Annotated in this window: 17 protein-coding genes; 11 read left to right on the top strand and 6 right to left on the bottom strand. The window is 39.7% G+C overall.

From position 1 onward, the window contains the following. Positions 1-13: 13 nt before the first annotated feature. The 7 genes from V7127_RS13830 to V7127_RS13800 all read left to right on the top strand — a co-directional run bounded on the left by V7127_RS13830 (position 14) and on the right by V7127_RS13800 (position 8,731). Entirely contained in the window at positions 14-1,606 is a 1,593-nt protein-coding gene (locus V7127_RS13830; RefSeq protein ID WP_335353282.1) for an asparagine synthase C-terminal domain-containing protein, read from the top strand. Next, complete coding sequence (wecB, locus tag V7127_RS13825; RefSeq protein WP_335353283.1) at positions 1,603-2,661, top strand: non-hydrolyzing UDP-N-acetylglucosamine 2-epimerase; 1,059 nt, start codon at positions 1,603-1,605, stop codon at positions 2,659-2,661. Before V7127_RS13830 ends, wecB begins: the two co-directional genes overlap by 4 nt. A 10-nt stretch (positions 2,662-2,671) precedes the next feature. Next, the gene (locus tag V7127_RS13820; protein ID WP_335353284.1) at positions 2,672-4,048 is read left to right on the top strand and encodes an O-antigen polymerase; all 1,377 of its coding nucleotides are present in this window, start codon (positions 2,672-2,674) and stop codon (positions 4,046-4,048) included. Between the two features lie 342 nt (positions 4,049-4,390). After that, a complete protein-coding gene (locus V7127_RS13815; RefSeq protein ID WP_335353285.1) occupies positions 4,391-5,497 on the top strand; it encodes a glycosyltransferase in 1,107 nt (368 codons plus the stop codon). A 35-nt stretch (positions 5,498-5,532) separates the two neighbouring features. Beyond that, positions 5,533-6,615 (top strand): glycosyltransferase, encoded by a 1,083-nt coding sequence (locus tag V7127_RS13810; protein ID WP_335353286.1) that lies wholly within the window; start codon positions 5,533-5,535, stop codon positions 6,613-6,615. Next, positions 6,612-7,475 carry a UTP--glucose-1-phosphate uridylyltransferase GalU gene (galU, locus tag V7127_RS13805; protein ID WP_335353287.1) on the top strand — a complete coding sequence of 288 codons (864 nt, stop codon included), beginning with the start codon at positions 6,612-6,614 and terminating at the stop codon, positions 7,473-7,475. Before V7127_RS13810 ends, galU begins: the two co-directional genes overlap by 4 nt. Positions 7,476-7,489: 14 nt before the next feature. Continuing rightward, complete coding sequence (locus tag V7127_RS13800) at positions 7,490-8,731, top strand: glycosyltransferase family 4 protein (RefSeq protein WP_335486916.1); 1,242 nt, start codon at positions 7,490-7,492, stop codon at positions 8,729-8,731. Between the two features lie 24 nt (positions 8,732-8,755). On the opposite strand, the gene V7127_RS13795 is transcribed toward V7127_RS13800, so the two are convergent. The 5 genes from V7127_RS13795 to V7127_RS13775 form a co-directional block, all read right to left on the bottom strand. After that, positions 8,756-10,084, bottom strand: coding sequence for a SpoIID/LytB domain-containing protein (locus V7127_RS13795; RefSeq protein ID WP_335353289.1), 1,329 nt, complete (start codon positions 10,082-10,084; stop codon positions 8,756-8,758). Between the two features lies 1 nt (position 10,085). Further along, on the bottom strand, positions 10,086-10,802 hold the full coding sequence (locus tag V7127_RS13790; RefSeq protein ID WP_335344519.1) for an SH3 domain-containing protein: 717 nt from the start codon (positions 10,800-10,802) through the stop codon (positions 10,086-10,088). A 132-nt stretch (positions 10,803-10,934) separates the two neighbouring features. Beyond that, the gene (locus V7127_RS13785) at positions 10,935-13,211 is read right to left on the bottom strand and encodes an SH3 domain-containing protein (RefSeq protein ID WP_335353290.1); all 2,277 of its coding nucleotides are present in this window, start codon (positions 13,209-13,211) and stop codon (positions 10,935-10,937) included. A gap of 480 nt (positions 13,212-13,691) precedes the next feature. Continuing rightward, positions 13,692-14,729: an LCP family protein gene (locus V7127_RS13780; RefSeq protein WP_335486912.1), complete on the bottom strand. Its 1,038-nt coding sequence runs from the start codon at positions 14,727-14,729 to the stop codon at positions 13,692-13,694. Positions 14,730-14,830: 101 nt separating this feature from the next. Beyond that, positions 14,831-15,469 (bottom strand): YigZ family protein, encoded by a 639-nt coding sequence (locus V7127_RS13775; protein WP_335353292.1) that lies wholly within the window; start codon positions 15,467-15,469, stop codon positions 14,831-14,833. 709 nt (positions 15,470-16,178) lie between these two features. On the opposite strand from V7127_RS13775, the gene V7127_RS13770 reads away from it, so the two are divergent. Both V7127_RS13770 and V7127_RS13765 read left to right on the top strand, forming a co-directional pair. After that, positions 16,179-17,321, top strand: a complete 1,143-nt coding sequence (locus V7127_RS13770; protein WP_335347062.1) for a sensor histidine kinase — start codon at positions 16,179-16,181, stop codon at positions 17,319-17,321. Positions 17,322-17,542: 221 nt separating this feature from the next. Continuing rightward, the gene (locus V7127_RS13765) at positions 17,543-18,229 is read left to right on the top strand and encodes a response regulator transcription factor (RefSeq protein ID WP_335347061.1); all 687 of its coding nucleotides are present in this window, start codon (positions 17,543-17,545) and stop codon (positions 18,227-18,229) included. A gap of 96 nt (positions 18,230-18,325) precedes the next feature. Here V7127_RS13765 and V7127_RS13760 read toward each other — a convergent pair whose 3' ends face one another. After that, positions 18,326-18,487, bottom strand: a complete 162-nt coding sequence (locus tag V7127_RS13760; RefSeq protein ID WP_335486908.1) for a hypothetical protein — start codon at positions 18,485-18,487, stop codon at positions 18,326-18,328. Positions 18,488-18,821: 334 nt separating this feature from the next. Between V7127_RS13760 and sda the strand changes: the two genes are divergently transcribed. Further along, positions 18,822-18,992, top strand: a complete 171-nt coding sequence (gene sda, locus V7127_RS13755) for a sporulation histidine kinase inhibitor Sda (RefSeq protein WP_335347059.1) — start codon at positions 18,822-18,824, stop codon at positions 18,990-18,992. A gap of 115 nt (positions 18,993-19,107) precedes the next feature. Further along, the gene (locus tag V7127_RS13750) at positions 19,108-19,947 is read left to right on the top strand and encodes a DegV family protein (RefSeq protein WP_335486921.1); all 840 of its coding nucleotides are present in this window, start codon (positions 19,108-19,110) and stop codon (positions 19,945-19,947) included. The last annotated feature ends 159 nt before the right edge of the window (positions 19,948-20,106 follow it).

Raw genomic sequence — 20,106 nt, 5'->3', positions numbered from 1 at the left:
ATAGGTGATCCGTTTGTTCTATGAAGTTAGAATTACCAATAACAGGCTCATAAAAGAAATTTCAGTTCCCTTTGGCCATGCTTATTTTGGCGGCTATGTGATTTATCAGGGAAAATATTATCATCAGGATAATATTCAAGATATCCTAGAGGCAAACTTTTTTGAAAAACATTTACAAGATTTAATTGGGGAGTTTGTTTTTATTCAAGCTGACCAAAATGGAATAACAGCGATTGTCGATCGGAAGCGCAGTATTCCGCTTTTCTACTATAAAGAAGGATCTCGCTGGATTGTGACAGATAAAATTGCTCATCAGCAAGATCGGATGCTCCAGAAGACCGCTGCAAAAGAGTTCATTCTTACAGGGTTTACCGCGAATGAAAAAACGCTTTATGAAGAGGTATATCAAATTGAAGCCGGCTCTTATCTTCAAATCGATGAAGCGGGAACAGTCGATAATCATGAATACTACCAATTTTACCACCATCCTGAAAACAAGGAGCTAGAGCAATTCAGTGAAGAGCTTCAGGCGGTTTTCCATGAGGTATTCAACGATTTAATCAAACGTTTGATTAATAAGGTTCCGATTTTGCCATTGAGCGGCGGATATGATTCGCGGATTATTGCCATTTTGCTGAAGGAATATGGGATTGAACATATTGCTTCCTTCACATATGGAAAAAGGGAAAATAAAGAAGCACAGGTAAGCCGTGATATCGCCAAGCGACTTGGATTAAAGTGGGACTTTATTGAGTACAAAAAGGATGATTGGCATCGCTGGTATCATTCTCAGGAATGGAAGGACTATGTTGATTTTGCTGTGAATGGTTCGTCCATGGCCCATCTTCAGGATTGGCCGGCAGTAAGGGAGATCGTTACGAAACAGGATGCAGATTATGTCTTCATTCCAGGACATTCCGGCGACTTTGTAGCAGGTAGCCACTTAGCCTATGAAATCACGGTGGACCGTGAATTTACGGCTGACGATGTTGTGCAGTTTAACCTTAATAAGCATCACAAGTTATGGGAAATGGGACAAGGGCTTCACTCATCTGCCACAGACGTTATAGCTGAAATGAAAAGGTCGTTTAAAGACCTTCCGTATCAAACAAATGAGCAGGCAAGCGCCCTATTTGAATACTGGGATTGGCGAGAGCGGCAGGCAAAGTTTATTATCAACTCTATTCGCGTGTATGAGTTTTACGAAAAGGGATGGGATATTCCGTTATGGGATGACCGGTTAATGGAGTTTTTCAAAACAGTCCCTGTTGAATATCGCTTCAAGAAGTACTTATATGATTACACATTGAACAAAATGTATCCGGATTATTTCCCTGAGCCTGTAAAGCCAGTTGGGAAGGAGACATCTTTAAAACAGAAATATGGTGTCTTCTATAATACCGCGAAAAAGCTCTATAACAAGAAAAAGCTTTACCAGCAATACTATACAGAGCCTATGGAATGGTATGGAATTTATAAGACTTATCCTGAGTACGTGATGGCTTTGTCTTTCAAACATAATGGATACAAATATTCACAGCCTTATAATATTAATTCATTTTTAGCAAAAGACTATATTCAAAGCTTGAAAGGTGAATTTAAATGAAAATATTAACGATTCTTGGCGCAAGGCCACAATTTATTAAAGCAGCACCGGTATCAAGGGTTTTAAGAAAGCATATGGATGAGAAAATCATTCATACAGGTCAGCACTATGATGCAAATATGTCTGATATTTTCTTCGAAGAGCTTCATATTCCAAAGCCGGATTATCATCTTGGTGTCGGATCTGGTAACCATGGCAAGCAAACAGGTGAAATGCTTGCGAAAATTGAAGAAATCGTATTGAGCGAGAAGCCAGATTATTTAATGGTTTATGGGGATACGAACTCTACGCTAGCGGGCGCACTTGTGGCTGCTAAATTGCACGTTCCTGTTGTTCATATTGAAGCTGGACTAAGAAGCTTTAATAAGAAAATGCCGGAAGAAATTAACCGCATTATGACGGATCATGTTTCAGAATTCCTATTCTGCCCAACAGATACAGCGGTTGAAAATTTAACAAACGAAAATATTACCCGCAATGTGTTTAACATCGGGGATGTGATGTATGATGCTGTTCTGTATAACCGTGAGCTAGCGAAGGAAAAATCAAATATCCTTGAGGAAGCTGGATTAACTTCGAAAAATTATCATTTAATTACGATTCACAGAGCAGAAAACACCGATGATCTGCAAAATATGAAAAATATTTTAGAAGCCTTTTCGAAAATTGAAGAGGTTAAGGTGTGGCCAATTCATCCAAGAACGAAACATAAATTGGCTGACTATGGTTTAAATCTCGAAGATGTTACAAACTTAAAAGTCATTGATCCTGTTGGCTATTTAGATATGTTAACTTTAGAAGCTAATGCGAAGAAAATTGTAACCGATTCTGGCGGCGTTCAGAAGGAAGCCTATTTCATGCAAGTACCTTGTGTGACAATCCGTGAGCAAACGGAATGGGTAGAGACCTTAACAGGGGAAGCCAATATCCTTACAGGCACAGATACTGAAAAAATCTTAGCTGCCGTTCAAAAAGAGGTTCATCCTGAATATAAAAAAGTGTTCGGTGATGGTCAGGCTTCAGAAAAAATTGTTGAACTTCTTAACAAAAAGTAGGTGCTGACGAATGTTGGCTTTCACGATATGGGTGATCGTATTAATTGTTTCCATCAAACTATTTTCTAGCGTGTCTGGGAGCCTTTCCTTTACGAAACCCAATTTAAATTCATTAATCTTTTATTACTCCTTGTTTGTTTCCTGTTATATCGGAAGCCTGCTGATTGCTTTAGACATCGATCATTATTATATGATTAACAAGCTTGATCATGATGTTTATCGCTATATCGGCTTCGGAGCGGTATCCTTTGTCATGATTATGCTGCCGCTTACGATGTTTCTTGTCAGCAAGCTGGCTGGGTTTGATGCAAAAAAGGAATTCAATGACTATTTGAAAAAACCAATTGAAGAAACGTTTAATCAAAAAAATGAATTTTACTTGTTATTTCTAGGCCTCTCGATGATTTGTATGCTGGCCGTTGCCTATACGCTTTTAAAGACGAATCAAGTACCGATCATCTCCCTTTTAAAAGGGAATCTTTCGGAATTAGGGTTACAGCGGATTGAAGCAGCAAGGAACTTTGGTGGGAATGTATTAATAAGAAATATTTTCGCGATTGCTTTGACACCGCTTCTATCGTTAATTGCGTATGTATATGCGGTAAAAACAAGGCATTTGAAATGGATCTTTTTATTCTTCGCCCTTTTTGTAAGTGCAATAGTGATTAGCGTATATGACTTATCGAAATCACCGATTATTTTCTACATCATTATGTTTATATTTGTCAGACTGTATGTTGGCAAACTAGTGTTAAAGTGGCAGAAAATAGTAGGCTACACGATTAGTGGAGCAGCAGTCATTGTTGTTATGTATGTCTTTATCCAAGGTGTAAATGATCTGGACAGTTTTCTTAACTATTCATCCGGACCAATCGGACGAATTATTCTTGCTCAAATTTCGCCTACTTTCTTGCATTTGGATCTTTTTGGCCATTCCATCCCATTTCTTAATGGCAGGAGCCTTCCATCCATTATTATCGAAAGGTTTGATATAGAGCAGGTCCGTTCCGCGAGATTGGTGATGGCCAATGCTTTCCCGAATCGGATTGAAGATGGGACTGGCGGAGTGCTGAATACGTTATTTATTGCTGAAGCTTATGCGAATTTCGGATATTTGGGGATTATCCTAGGCACGATTTACGTAGGAGTTCTCGTTCAGCTTATCTATATCATTTTTATCAGACTGCCAAAAAATCCTGTCTTTTTATGCCTGTTTATTTATTTTTCCATTAATATTCCGCGGACATTAGTAGGTGGATTTACGGATTTTCTATTCAATCCCATTTGGATTTTTATCACTTGCTTATTCGCGGGAATTCTATTGTTTATTAGACTTCGTTTGGATTTGTTCGCTTACTTTTCAAAAAGAGGGTCTGTTAAGTCTTAATGTAAAATTCTGGTTGGGCGAACTTGCTTTAAAGTGTAGTTAAAGGACACGGTTTGGCGTTTATCACCTCTTTATGTCCTTTATAACCAAGTTAAAGGACATGCAATGGCGGTTATCCACATTATGTGTCCTTTAAACCTAAGTTAAAGGACATGCAATGGCGGTTATTCACATTATGTGTCCTTTAAACCCAAGTTAAAGGACACGCAATGGCGGTTATTCTCACTTTGTGTCCTTTAAACCCAGTTAAAGGACCACGCTATGGTGATACCCCCATTTTTCCATGGGGTTTATCTAAAGCACACTTGAAAAGCAGGCGACGAACGATAAGGAGAACATATAATGAAATCAGTTTTGCTTTATTATCCTTTTGAAATAGCTGAAAATGCGAATAGCGGTTCCAAGCTTCGACCTAAGGAAATGTATAAGGCGTTTCAGGAATGGGGAGCGAAGGAGAATGTCGAAATTCTGCTTTTGGCAGGAAATTCTTCTGCGCGGGAAACCCTTTTTGAACAATGGAAGGCAGAAGGGAAGCTTGAAAATGTTTGGTTTTGCTATATGGAAAATCAAACGATTCCTTTTTGGCTGACAGATAAAGGGCATATTCCGAAAAAGCCGTTTATTGATAAAAAGGTGATGAGTTATTTAAAGCAGCGTCAAGTCCCTGTTGGCGTTTTCTATCGTGATGTATATTGGAAGTTTGATGAGCTTTATCCGTTAAAAGGTGTTAAAAAGCCGGTTATGCAAACCATTTATCGTATGGAGGAAAGGTTTTACAATAAGTATTGCCAAGTTATTTTCTTGCCTAGCGATGCGATGGGGAAGTATGTTGACATTCAAAGAGAGAAAATATCCCTACCGCCAGGCGGCAAAAAAGTGGACGTAGTGAAGAAGGAAAAGGATACTCAGTTCGCGCAAGGTCTTTATGTCGGCGGTATTAATAATGAAGATTACGGATTATTTTTGCTGCTTGATGCACTAGAAATTGCGAACAAGCAGGAAAAAGTGTCCGAATTGACGATTGTTTGCCGTGAGGATGAATACAAACAATTGCCCGAAGAGAAAAAGGCTCGCCTGCAAGAGATGGATGTAACCATTCAGCATGTAAGCGGCGAAGCATTAAATGATCTTTATCGTGAAATGGATTTTGCCTTTATTCCTAGATATCGGAGCACGTACAATGATTTCGCTGTTCCTGTTAAGCTTGTTGAGTATCTCTCTAATGAACTGCCAGTGATCGCCACATATTGTCAGGCGCAAAGAGAGATAATAGAGTCAGATGGGTACGGAATTATTTGCGAGGATAAGCCCGAGGATATGGCAAGAGCCATTAAAGAGATGGCCCTTAAGGCTACAGGATATCGGGAAAACATTCAAAACACCTTTTTGCAAAAGCATTCATGGACTGCTAGGGTGGAAAAAATTAAGAATGCCTTAGTAAAAGAGTAGTTTCGAGGCGCTGAAGCGCATTTACAGGAGGATTTATGAAAGTATTAATTTTGGCTCCAAGCAGGTCGATACACACGCATAAGTGGGCCTTATTTTATAAAAATAACGGGATAGAGGTTAAGGTTGTTACCTTTGCGGACCATTATTCTGAGGAAAATGCGAAGGAAATTGATACGATTACACTTCCCAAGCTTTTACCGGGGAAGCTATCTTATTTTTCAAGCGTTTTTGCCCTTAAGAAGGTGTTAAAACAATTTAAACCCGATATTTTCCATGCCCATTACGCCTCAAGCTATGGCTTTGTCGGAGCGCTTGCGAATTATAAGCCTTTTTATTTGTCTGTATGGGGAAGAGATGTTTTTCAGTTTCCGCAGCAGGGCAGTTTAAATCGGAAAATGGTTGAATATACTTTGTCGAAAACGGATGTGATTGGTTCTACAAGTCATATCATGGCTAAAGAAACGAATAAGTATACAAACAAAAACATTTTTGTTACGCCATTTGGAGTAGATATGGCGAAGTTTAAGCCTCTGCCAGGCTTAAAATCTGAGGACCATATTACGATTGGAACGGTTAAGGCACTCGAAGATAAATATGGAATTGCGGATTTAATTCATGCCTTTGCAGACATCTATAAGAGTAAAAACAATGCAAGGCTGCTTATTGTAGGGGATGGCCGTCAGAGGGATGAATATATCCAATTAACCCGCGATTTGAAAATCGATGAGGTCACTACTTTTACTGGACGGGTTCCAAATGACAAGGTTCCGGAATATATCAATAAAATGGATGTATTTGCCGTCCCTTCAACAGAGGATAGTGAGAGCTTCGGTGTCGCCGCGGTTGAATCGATGGCGTGCGGAGTGCCGGTAGTCGTTTCCAATGTTGGCGGATTGCCTGAAGTCGTTGTTGAAGGCAAGACTGGATACGTTGTACCGAAGGAAAATCCGAAAGAGTTAGCAAAAGCCATCCTTTCTTTAGTTGAAAATAAAGAAAAGAGCAGAGAAATGGGGCTAGCAGGAATAGAGCATGTGAAAGCTCATTATAATTGGGTAGATAATGCCAATGGAATGCTAGACCTATATGAAAAAACCTTGAAAGAGGGGATGAAATCATGATTAAAAAGGCGGTAATTCCTGCTGCAGGGTTGGGGACTAGATTTTTGCCGGCAACAAAAGCACAGCCGAAGGAAATGCTTCCAATCGTTGATAAACCAACGATTCAATATATTATTGAAGAAGCCGTTGAGTCAGGGATTGAGGATATTATTATCGTAACGGGAAGAAGCAAAAGGGCGATTGAGGACCATTTTGATAAATCCGTAGAGCTAGAAATGCTGCTTGAAAGAACAGGCAAGCACGATATGCTCGAAGTTGTTGAGAATATCTCTAATCTCGTTGATATTCATTATGTTCGCCAAAAAGAGCCGCTTGGTCTAGGACATGCTGTGTTATGTGCGAAGAAGTTTATCGGAAACGAGCCTTTTGCGGTATTGCTAGGTGATGATATCGTTGATAGTGAAGTTCCGGCTCTTAAACAAATGATTAATCAGTATAATCAAGTTCAATCCAGTATATTGGGCTGTAATGAGGTACCGCTTTCTGAGGTTAATAAGTATGGAATCGTAAATTACTCAGAAAAATCGGGGGACCTTTATAAGGTAGAAAGTTTGGTTGAGAAGCCAGCGATTGAAGAGGCTCCATCCACACAAGCGATTGTTGGGCGCTATATTTTATCGCCAGCCATTTTTGAATTGCTTGAAGAGGTTGCCCCGGATAAAAAGGGTGAAATCCAGCTTACAGATGCGATTGATCGTTTATTAGGAAAAGAATCGATTTATTCCTATATTCTTCAAGGAAAGCGATACGATGTTGGGGATAAATTTGGTTTCTTACAGGCATCAATTGATTATGCTTTAAAGCGTCCAGATCTTAAAGATAAGCTGGAAGCGTATATTAAACAGTTAAATGTGAACTAATTGGAGATGGGAAAATGAGAGTGATTTATTTATGTCAACATTTTCCCCCTGAAACAGGTGCTCCGCAAATTCGTGTGTATGAAGTAAGTAAAGAGCTAATTAGCAGAGGACATCAGGTGGAAGTGATTACCGCATTTCCTCATCACCCTCACGGAATTATCCCGGAGGAATATCGAGGAAAGTTTTATATGTTTGAAGAGTGGGATGGGATCCCTGTTCATCGTTCTTGGATTTACCCATCTCCAAAGGGAAGTTTTTGGAAGCGGCTTGCTTCTTATTTTTCCTTCACCTTTAGTGCCTTTTATTCCATTATGAAATCCAAGCCAACCGATGTGATCATCTGTAATTCCCCGCCGTTATTTCTTGGGATTACGGGTTACCTCGGTGCGAAAATGAAGCGGGCTAAGTTTGTCTTCAACATTGCGGATATTTGGCCGGAATCAGCGGTGGAGCTTGGCATTTTGAAAAACAAAAGCTTTATCCGGATGGCGGAGATCCTTGAAAGATTCTTGTATAGGAAGTCGTGGAAAATTGCGACAGCTACTGATGGCATTAAGGATTATATGGTTCGAAAGGGCAAGAGTGAAGCAGATGTATTTCTTCTTCCAAATGGAGTAAATACAGATACCTTTTTGCCCCTTCCAAAAGATCATGAACTGCTAGAGAAAATCGGCATTCAGGGAAAAAAGGTATTTATGTACGCAGGAGCTTTGGGTTATGCTCAAGGATTAGATTCCGTATTGGGGGCAGCTCTTATATTAAAGGACAAGCTTCCAGATGTACATTTTCTCTTCGTTGGAGACGGTCAGGAGCGAGAAAAACTGTTGAAAATGAAAGAGGATTTTCAGCTAGATAATGTGACGTTCTACGGTTCTGTTCCTGTCTCGGAAATGCCAAGGATGTTCTCGATTTGTGATTATAGTATAGTTTCGTTGAGAAACATTGAACTGTTTAAAGGAGCAAGGCCATCGAAAATTTTCCCTGCTATTTCTTCAGGGAAACCCGTTTTATACTGCGGGGATGGAGAAAGTGCTGCCATTTTGGATGAATACCATTGTGGTAAGATTGCTCCGCCGGAAAACCCAGAGGGAATTGCGGCTGCCATTGAGGAGCTAATGAAAGTATCTGATGATGAGTATCAAGCCATGAGTGAAAATGGACGCAAGCTTGCGATTGAGCAGTATTCATGGAAGAGCATTGTCGATGATATTCTGGATAATATTGATATAAAGCGAAAAGAAAAAGCCAATTCCTGATTGTGGAATTGGCTTTTTAGCTTATTATCTAGATACCGTTGTCCCCTGGAAGTAATGAGTAAGGATTTGCTCGGCAGTCCAGCCTCTTTCCGCAAAGCCTTTTGCACCGTATTGACTCATGCCGACTCGGTGGCCCCAGCCTTTCCCGTTTAGGGTAACAGTTGTAATGTTTCCTGTTCCTTCGTTCGATACGACGCCGCTCGCCGTTTGAATGGAAACTTTTGAATCCGTCAGAGTGACTTCGCCATTTGCTGTTTGCACTTTTTGCCCTTTCAAATCTCCAATAGCGGTCGTTCCGCTAGAAGTCTGTACAGAAAGATTTTGCGAAGCAGAGCCATTAAGCTGAATGTCGAACCAGTTGGATTGCAATTTATTATACAGCTGTACGTTGTTCAGCGGAAAATAGTTTCGAATAATTGATTCATTTCCCGTTACGGTTTTATCCCCTGCAGAGGTTTTTATTGTAATGCCTCTTACTTCTCCGTTAGCACCTGTTTTTGATAAGGCAATGTCATAGATTTGTGCTGATAGATCTGTGAATCCAAAAGATTTTAGCAGAGTTTCAGCAGGAAATGTTTCAGTCCAGTTGCTGAACGGAGATGATTCATATGGATCATCTACTGAAACTAGATATGGGAAGTGCTCTTGCTTAGAGTTCCAAACATCACCAACATTTGCTGTTCGGCCGCCGCTGGTGGAAAAGAAAAATGTTTGGATCGGCTTGCCATTATATTTAACTAGCATGCCCTCTGTTTCTTTAATAGCCGCATTCGTTCTTGCATCTTCACCAGAATATCCTCGATATACTTGGCTAGCCGCGGTGCTTGTCAGCATCAAGGTGTTGGCAGCATAGCTTCTTGCTGATATCGCTTGAGCCTTTAGTGCTTCCTTATGAAAGGAGGCAGGCATTTCACTCGGGACAACACCCTTTAAATAATCTTCCATATCAAGAATGTTAATTATTTCGACCTTGTTTCCATTTGGTTTAAAAAAGAAGCTGCCTCTATATGTAGTGCCATTGCTAACTCTTACAAGTGATGTGCTTGTGCTGATTTTTTCCTGTAAATTAAAGCCTGTTACAGAGTTAAGGCTAGTCCCATTAAAAGTGACATTTACATTTGAACCTTCCTTTTTAACGGTAAGAACCGTCCCTTGTGGAATTTCTGTAATTTCAGCTGTATCTTTGTTGCTTAATTGATAACTGCCATTTGCGGTCAGCGTAACACTAGTTGCCAGATGTACAGATACATTTACTTCTTTCGGATAATTTACTAGTTCAGATGCTTTTGAGTCTGTTGGAAGATAGACTAGGAGCAATAGTAAACTAGCAATGATAGAAATGAATTTCTTCAACTTATTTCACCTCGCTAAGAGATCCGGATACCCATCCTTTTACTCCAGCAGAAGTTTCAGCATTGTACCAAACTTCTCCTTTTGCGTTAGTAAATGTTGAAATATATTTCAAAGTTGTTCCTTTTTTCAGCGTTTCGATGACGGCATAGCTAGTCGTAGCACCTTTACGCAGATGAACATCTCCAAATGTAACGACCTGTGTCGGACCGCTCGTGCTCGGTTTGGTTACAGAAACCTCATTCGAAAATACCCATCCCTTTACAGTAGCTGAAAGTTCAACACGATACCAAAGGCCTGTTGAGGAAGTAAATTGATCAATGACCTTCAAGGATGTTCCTTGTGTTTTTGTAGCGATGACTTTATAGCTTTTCGTTGCGCCGGAATGAATATTAACCGATGCATTGGCTACATAAACAGTCGATGGAAGTTCTCCGTTTGCCGGTGGCTGAGTCGTAGTTGGTGGTGGCGTTACAGGATTAGAACCTAGTTGAGAAATCTGAGCTTTCAAACTATTAATCTCTTGCTGTTGTGAATTAATCTTATTCTCAAGCTCAGTCATTTTTGTCTTCATTGGATTTAATTGAGAGGTTACCCAATCCACACTGGCTAATACAACATTGCTAGAAGCGTTCATCGCCTGTGGAGTTGCCAATACAGCGCCTGCTCCAATGCTAAGTGTCAATGCTCCAGCAACAATTAATTTTTTAGACCGGTTCATTTATTTTTTGCCCCCTATGTATTTTTTTGTTTTATAAAAAAAAATTTGGGTATTATATAAAAAATACCCAAATTCACTTACATATAGTAGATTAACATAAATTTTTTTGTCGGGAAATAGGATTACTAGATTTTAGAAATTGTTAAAGTATTCCTCTAAACCTTTCGTGATCCCAACGGCCGCTTTTTTGCGGAATGCTGTTGTTTTTAGTAACGCTTCTTCATTTGGGTTAGAAATGAATGCTAGTTCAACAAGAACACTTGGAAGATCATTCATACGGTTTACATAGAATGATTGTTCCTTTACACCTCTATTATACGTATTCATAGAGGAAACCATATTTTTCTGAATTGCGGTTCCTAGCGTTTTACTTCTAGGACCGTTAAAGTTAACGGTTGAATTATAATAGGTCGTTGTTCCTTTAGATGTTGAAGAAAAAGAGTCTCCGTGAATGCTAATGAATGCATCCGCCTGTGAACGATTTGCGATATCGGTTCTTTGTGATAGCTCTAAAAAGATATCTGTACTCCTAGTTAAAGTGACAATCGCTCCATATGCTTCCAGTTCCTCCTTGAGGATTAGAGCAGTGCCTAAATTCACATCTTTTTCTTTTAGCCCAGTCGGACCAACAGCCCCTGCGTCTTTTCCGCCATGCCCGGCATCAATAATAACATGCTTGCCAAGCAGTCCTAATGGGACAATTTTGATGGATAACTTATCGTTATAATCTCTGATTGTAAAAGAGTAGCCTGGCTCAAAAGTGATGATTACAGATTTTTCACTGCCGGACGAAATAGTCTCAACGGATTGAATTCCTGGAATGTTCCCTTTTGGCAGATCAACGTCCGTTAATCCTCCGGAAAGCTTTAGTCGATTGGACGATAAAGTAGAGTAGGAGATTGAATATTTACTAGGCTTCTTCCAGTTTAAGTATTGATGCCCATCCAAACTTGTTACTTCAGGAGAAAGAAGCTTCTTCTCTAATAACTGGAGGGAATCCATATGTGTATCCTGAATCCAGCCTGTATTTCCAGATGAGCTCTTTACTTGAAGCCAATATTGACCAAGTGAATTCGTAAAGTCACCAACAAAAGTTATAGTACTATTCTTTTTTAGAACTTCCTTTACTTTATATTGGGTTGAAGCACCGGAATGTAAAGAAATATTGCTAGCTCCTACAATGAGGATAGCTCCTTTACTTAAGGTAGGCTTAGTTGATACGACCGTTGCATGCACCCAAACTGTTTGATTAGAACTGTTGAGGGCTTTGTACCATAGTTCACCGCTTGTGTCGTATGCCTTGTCTATAGCTGTTAACAAAGTTCCCATTGTCGCTTGATCAATAACAGAATCATTTGTTGATGGGCCGCTTCTTAAATTGGCTACTGCCACACTTACATATAAATCAATATTTAATGATTCAGTTGCACTGATTGTATTAGCTGGAACCCAGCCTAATAATGTTGGGGAAACCTCAACTCTTAACCAAGTAGCTCCGTTTGCATTTGTAAAATGATCAATGACTTTTACCTTTTGGTTCACTGAAAGCTTACCTACAGATGCATAGGAGTCAGTTGCCCCTTTTCTTACATCAATTCCGTTTTGACTGCTGTATACATAGCTGCCAACCTCTGGAAGGGGGTTAGTCTCTGTATCAGGAGGGCTTGGCAGATTGGCAGCGGGCTTAAAGGCATCCTCGTGAATCCAGCCCTTAATAGTCCCTAAGTCTGCACGATACCAGGTTTCTCCAGCGGCATTTTTAAATGTGTCCATTATGGTGATCTTTTGATTTTTATAAACGTATGTAACAATGCTGTAGGATCCAGTGGCACCCTTTCTGACTGCGGCCTTTGATTGAACTGTCTTGCTTTCTATAGCAGGAGGTGCAGGCTTCGAATCGGTCACCGGGGTTAAGTAGCTTTGAATGACCCATCCTTTAATCGAACCAACTTCGATTCGGTACCATAATTCCCCTTTGCTATTTTTAAAGGTATCGATTACTTTTACCTTCGTTCCTTTTGATAGCTTTGTTACTACTTCATAAGAGGTTGTAGCGCCTTTTCTAACATTTACTTGATCTTCTGTAATGGTTGCTTCTTTCCCTGTTTGCAGAGGAGATTGATTAGTAGAATTCTCGGTAAAGCTGCTCGCTAATCCCCATCCTTGTTTGCTGCCTAAATCAACTCGATACCATGTTTCACCAGCTGAGTTGATGAATTCATCAATAACTGTCACACTTTTTCCTATTGGAAGAGATGTAATTAGAGGATAGGCAGTTGTAGCGCCTTTTCTAATCTCAACATTTTGGTCTACGAACATATTAGCCGGAGTATTTAGGTTTTCCGCTTGTACGATGGCAGGAAATAAAGCAGCAGTGGCAAGAACAGAAGAGGCAATGAGTTTTTTCAAATTTCTTCCCTCCGTCGACAAAATTTAATAGATACTACCTTATTCTAGCGAATTTTGTCTAATCTTCCAACCCGTAAAAGCAAATTTAGGCATTTATAATTATGAAAAAAATGTAAGGTGGTAGATTAAGCTAAAAATAGAAATGTTTGATGTTTTCTTTTAGAAGGTGAGGGAGACAAAAACGTTATGGTTGAGTTGTTCAATGTAAGGGTTTAGTGGGGAAGGAGATAAAAGGTAACATAGGGTTGTTCAATGTGAGGGTTTTGAAGGTGAAAGAGTTAAAACGGTAACATTGAATTATTCAATGTAAGGGTTCAGCAGGGGAAGGAGACAAACGGCAAACATAGAATCGTTTCAATCTCAGCATTGGCTGAGCAAAGCACCTCATTTTAGAGAAAAAAAACAAAAAAAAAGCTGCCTCAGCATAGCATCGGCAACTTTTAAATGTCTATTAAATTTGTAATCTGCTAAAAAGTGAAATTAGTATTCTACACCAGTTGATGCCTGTTCAGAAGCACTCGAATCGGATGATTGATTTCCCGTCAGGTTATTGGTAGTCGTGTTGTTGAGCGTGTTATTGAGAATCGTGCTAATTTCTTCGATGGAATCATCTTCTGGGAAAAAGTAAGAGATCCCATTATATTTACCGTCTGTTCCTCTTAAAGCAAGGGTTTGAATTTCTGAACTTTTTAGTTTCGAATAAAGTTTAACAAAACTAGCAAATTGAGATGGAGGGATGTTTGTTTTTACATTCTCTCCAAGATCTCCTAGTATATCATCAATTTTTGTAATTGTACCAAAAGAAGTGCCTTTGTCAATGATCGCTTTTATGACTTCTTTTTGTCTTTCATTACGTCCTTTGTCACCTTCTGGATCCTTTTTTCTCATCCTTACGTAGGCAAGTGCCTCATTTCCATTTAAGTCCATTTCGCCTTCGTAGTAGGTTTTCCATTTTAAACTTCCGGTTAATTGGGCTTTAAATGTAAAAGGAACATTCACCTGTACGCCGCCAAGGGTGTCAACGATATCTTCAAAGCCATCGAAATTTGTCGTGATATAGTAATCAATCGGCACATCCAATAACTGATTAACTGTTTCTATAGTGGACTCTACGCCGCCATAGCTATAGGATTCCGTGATTTTTGTCTGGAAACCGGCTGCTGGAATCATCGTTCTAGTATCCCGAGGAATGCTGAGCATGGAAACCTCTCCTGTTTGCGGACTGACTGTTACTAGCATGATGACATCAGACCTTGAGCCGCCGCCTTGCTCTTCTATCCCTAGTAAAAGAATATTAAAAGCATCCTTCGTAATTTTAACTTCTTCTGTACGATGATTCTTTACTTTATCCCGATCAATTTCTTTATAAATATTCTTACTGGCTAAGTTGGCATGATAAAATACGTTATAAGCAAAATAGGACCCGCCACCTAAAAGAAGGAGCAGGAAAAGGAGGACAGTAATTCGCCAAAAGCGTTTTTTTCTGTTTTTTCGCCTATTTGACCTAGATTTAGACATTCTATCCCTACTTTATTTATTAATATAGTGTTTTTTGAACAAGGAAAAAATGTTGAAACAATAGTTAATTTTACATAAATAATAGGCAATCGTAAATATAATTATTTTCCCACTTCTTCCTCCAAATACACCTTGTCACCTTTCGACATAACACCTTGTCCATTCGTAAGCTCAACCATCCAGTCAATGAAGTTCTCCGTTTGCTCATCTTCGACATACGTTTCAAACTCGACATTATCAAGGTAATGGATATCTTTAATCGTATAAACAGACGAGCGGAGTTCATTTTCTAGCTTGCCAAGCCAGGTGTAATCGACTTTTGTATGCATGACTCTCATTAATTTCCGTTCGACGATACCGGTTGCATCGATGCCTTCAGAGGTGGCTTTTCCATAGGCGCGGATCAGTCCGCCGGCACCAAGCTTAATTCCGCCGAAATAACGGGTAATCACAACGGCTGTATCTTTAAGATGTTTTTTCTTCAATACTTCAAGAATGGGAACTCCGGCTGTGCCGCTTGGCTCTCCGTCATCGTTTGCCTTTTGAATTTGATCATTTTCACCGATCATATAGGCAGAGCAGTTATGGGTAGCATCCCAGTGCTTCTTTTTGATTTGCTGGATAAAGTCCTGGGCTTCTGCCTCAGTCTCCGCTCTTGTCACATAAGCAATAAATCGCGATTTTTGGATGACGATTTCGTTTTCGCCGTATCCTTTAACTGTATAGTAACGGGGCAGCATATAACCGCTCCTTTCTCTTCTTACATTGAATCGCTTTTCTACATTATAATACGAAACGAAAGTTTGAGAACAACCTTGCTTCCTGTTTGTCGTGGCTGATCACAAGTGACTATTCTTAGCAGGGATTCGATTGTTTCGAGGCGCTTCCGCTTTTATCATTATAATTCGACACGAATCTTACATCAATGAATAATGGCAAAAGTTACGCCTTTTCCTAAAATATAATAAATTTGAAAAAAATAGTTTGTTTTGTAATGAAATCTTAATATAGCATTTTTAGTCCCATGGTATAATGACACTATCCTCATAGTGAGAAATTAGGCTAGTACAGATTGTAGGCTGCTTAACGCTAAAACACTTTTGGATCTGGTCACACGTATAGTCATTATACTAGGATATAAGACATAGAGAAAAAACTCAAGTGTGAGGCTTTTTACCGATTTTTTCATGATTTAGTATAATTTAATGGGCGGAATGATAGTATCTCTTATTAAATAAAACTAATATAATGGATATAGGTAATGGGCTTAAAAGAAGGTACCTAGTAATATTATTCATTGTAAACATGCCGTTAGTACTCTTCCGATCGCTGCAAGGCTATAAATACTAAGTTGAGAGGTAATGAGCCTTTGCTAGCCCGCCAAATTGAGTTAGACCCTAGTGAAACTCATGCGATGTTTTGGGCGTCTAATCATTGGAGGAAAATCTTATGAGTAATAAGAAATTTGATACGAAAACACTTGATATGATTTTAGAGCAAATGGTTGAAGCAGTTGGTTCGAGCAAGGACGAAGTGTTTCAAATTGGTGAACAATGCCGCAAGGAGCATTTAACATTATCCGATGAGCTAAAAGAAGTGAAGGTGCTTGTCAAAAAGTCCATTGACGAAGGGGACAAGCTTGAGGCTCAGACTCGTTTTGCCAGAAAGAAGCTTTCCGAGGTTAGCAAGCACTTTAAGGACTATTCTGAGGCTGAGGTTCGGGACGCTTATGAAAAGGCTCACCGCCTGCAAATGGATTATACCATGAATCAGCAGCTCGAAAAGCAGCTCCGGGACAGGCGGGATGATATTGAGAGAAGGCTCGTGGGCTTAAATGATACAATTGAACGTGCCGAGCATTTGATATCGCAAATTTCAGTGGTTATGAATTATTTAATGAGTGATCTGAAACAGGTTGGAGAAATGCTAGAAAACGCCAAGCTGAAACAGGAATTTGGCTTGAAAATTATCGAAGCGCAGGAAGAAGAGCGAAAGCGGCTGTCCCGTGAAATTCACGATGGCCCCGCACAGATGATGGCGAATGTGATGATGCGTTCCGATTTGATTGAACGAGTATATAAGGAGCAAGGGGGTCCTGCAGCAATTGGGGAAATCCGCGATCTTAAGAAAATGGTCCGAAGCGCCCTCTATGAGGTTCGAAGGATTATTTATGATTTGCGCCCGATGGCCCTTGACGATTTAGGTTTAGTCCCAACCCTCAAAAAATACCTAGTGACCATCGAAGAATATCATAAGTCGATTAGAATAGATTTTTCAAATATAAAAGAGGAAAAACGCCTGCCTGGTAAATATGAAGTAGCTCTTTTCCGCCTTATTCAGGAATCCGTGCAAAATGCTTTAAAGCATGCAGAGGCCAATAAGATCACAGTCGGACTGGAAATTGATAAATCGAAGGTAACGGTTGTCATTAAAGATGATGGAAAAGGCTTCGATATTCAAGAAAAGAAGCACAATTCCTTTGGGATTATGGGCATGAGAGAAAGAGTCGAGTTGCTGGAAGGACAGATAGCCATCGATTCAGCAGTTGGAAAAGGGACCATTGTCATCATACAGGTTCCATTACAATTATAACTAATTGTTTTTTACTACATAGGTTTTAAAGAGATTGTGACCTTGTAAAAAATGCAGATCTTATACCCGCAGAATTGGTTCTCTTACTGAGAAGCGGCTTTTGCAAACAAAAAGGCGTTCGTAACAGAATCAACACGCAGGTATTTAAATAGTAATTGTAGAATTATAAGAGGAAAAAAATAGAATTAGACAAATTGGGATTTATTTGGGAGGGAACACAATTGACTACAAAGATTGTCATAATCGATGACCACCAATTGTTTAGAGAAGGTGTAAAGAGAATACTAGATTTTGAAAAATCATTCTCGGTTGTTGCAGAAGGTGATGACGGCTGCGAGGCATTAGCCCTTGTAGAAAAAAATCTGCCAGATGTTGTAATCATGGATATCAATATGCCAACAACAAACGGAGTAGAAGCAACGAGACAGTTAATTGAGAAATATCCAGAATCGAAAGTCATCATTCTATCTATTCACGATGATGAAAATTATGTTTCTCATGCACTTAAAACTGGCGCTAGTGGATATTTATTGAAAGAAATGGATGCGGATGCATTAATCGAGGCTGTAAAGGTTGTTGCAGATGGCGGATCCTACCTGCATCCAAAAGTTACTCATAATTTGGTGAATGAATATCGCCGTCTAGCACTTGAAGAGTCAGGAAAGGGTGGAGGCTACACACAAAGAGTAGAAATTCGCCGCCCGCTTCACTTGTTAACTCGCCGCGAATGCGAAGTCCTTCAGCTGCTTGCTGACGGAAAAAGCAACCGAGGCATCGGTGAAGCTATCTTCATCAGCGAAAAAACGGTTAAAAACCACGTAAGTAATATTCTTCAAAAGATGAATGTAAACGACCGTACTCAAGCCGTTGTCGTAGCGATTAAAAATGGCTGGGTGGAAGTCCGCTAAATTTTGTCGGTGCAGGGCACCATTCATTGGACAGTAATTAAATTGTAAAGAAAAAAACACGTGATGGCTGTTAAAAGCTATGACGTGTTTTTTACTTTATTTTAATAACGCGGCTGCGATCGTTTGAAGTAGTGACATGATTTTGGAACCTCTTTTGCGTGCACATTGAATCATCAGAACGATTTCATCTACTTCCCGTGGAGAGGAAACCTCAAGTAACCAGTCTGCTAATTCATCCCCGCTAATAGAATAGTTCATATTTGGTACCTTGATTGATTTGTGTCGGCCCAGCTCGCTTTTTAATAGATTGAATTTATAATTCTGTAGCATTTTTATTTTAAATTCCCCCGAACAATAAAAAATCTTTTTTCCATCCTTATCTCCCTTTGAAGAAATCGAGGGCACTTTGTTAAGGATATTTATCGCAGATTAATGGGCGATGAGATCCTGCTTAATAGTTTCACTTTAACATAATTGATAAAAATCGCCAAATTGTATCAAATTTGTTAAAATAATAACATTTTCCCTACAACTATTTACAAAATTTGAGAGTTTATACAAAATAGGAATATGGTTATAGGAGGAATGACTTATGAAAAGTTTAGCGTGTTTGACAGATACAGTCCTTATTAATACGTACCTTAAAGCGATTGATCAAAACCTTGACCCTTCCTTTATCGAAATATTATCTGCAGAATTAGAAAATAGAGGCTTAGAGGTAAAAAGTGATAAGGAGAATACAGATAGCAAAGTTATTTCATAGTATTTTTGAAATATACATATCTAGGCCTTTTTTATCCTTATTTAATGCAATCATAGTTGATTTCCGATAAAATGAATTCTAGATATTAGTAGAAAATAAGGATGGTAACGAAATGATGAAAACGGCCGTTGTCACGGATAGTACAGCCTATATCCCGAAGGAATTGCGGGATTCACTACAAATACATATGATCCCTCTCAGTGTCATCTTCGGAAATGAAAGCTATCAGGAGGAAGTCGAAATTACAGCTTCGGAATTCTTTCAAGAGGTTAGGCAAAAAGAGCTTCCGACAACATCTCAGCCTTCCGTCGGTCAATTTGTAGAGTTTTTCAACCATTTGGCCAAGGAATATGATGCGGTCATCAGCATTCATCTTTCGAGCGGGATTAGCGGCACGTTTCAAGGAGCTGTTTCTGCGGGCGAAATGGCAGAGGGAATTGAGGTTTACCCATTCGATTCAGAAATTAGCTGCATGGTGCAAGGCTTCTATGTCCTGGAGGCAGCAGAAATGGCAGCAGCAGGCAAACCCCCTCAAGAAATCATCGCTCGACTAAAGGAAATGAAGAAATCCATCCGCGCTTATTTTATGGTGGATGATCTCTCGCATTTGCAGCGTGGCGGCCGGCTTTCCAGCGCCCAGGCACTCATTGGCAGCCTGCTCCAAGTCAAACCACTTCTCCATTTTGTAGACAAGAAAATCGTCCCTTTCGAAAAAATTCGCACCCGCAAAAAAGCATTAAAGCGAGTTGTCGACCTATTGGCTGAAGATGTGAAATCCGGTGAGCCCTACCGCGCCGTTATTATTCATGCCAATCGGGAAGAAGAGGCTGTGGAATGGAAGACTGAGCTAGAAGGCCAATTCCCGAATGTAGAATTTATGGTCAGCTACTTCGGCCCAGTCATTGGCACTCATCTCGGCGAAGGGTCGATGGGGCTTGGGTGGGTGAAGAAATAATAGGGTTATGTTTATGGTGAGACTGTCCAGAGAGTTAGCTTTTTGACTTTCTGGATGGGAAAAAAGTATTCTTCGTAACCATTCACTGCATAAGGTTCCCGTTCCGGCGAATATTTACAGTAAACGGTCAACAGACCCGGACTTTGATGCCCGTGATCA

It is taken from the genome of Bacillus sp. JJ1773 (assembly GCF_036962035.1).
Taxonomy (GTDB): domain Bacteria; phylum Bacillota; class Bacilli; order Bacillales; family Cytobacillaceae; genus Cytobacillus.
Note: the sequence above shows the minus strand (reverse complement) of the source record. Positions and strands in the feature narration are given on the sequence as shown.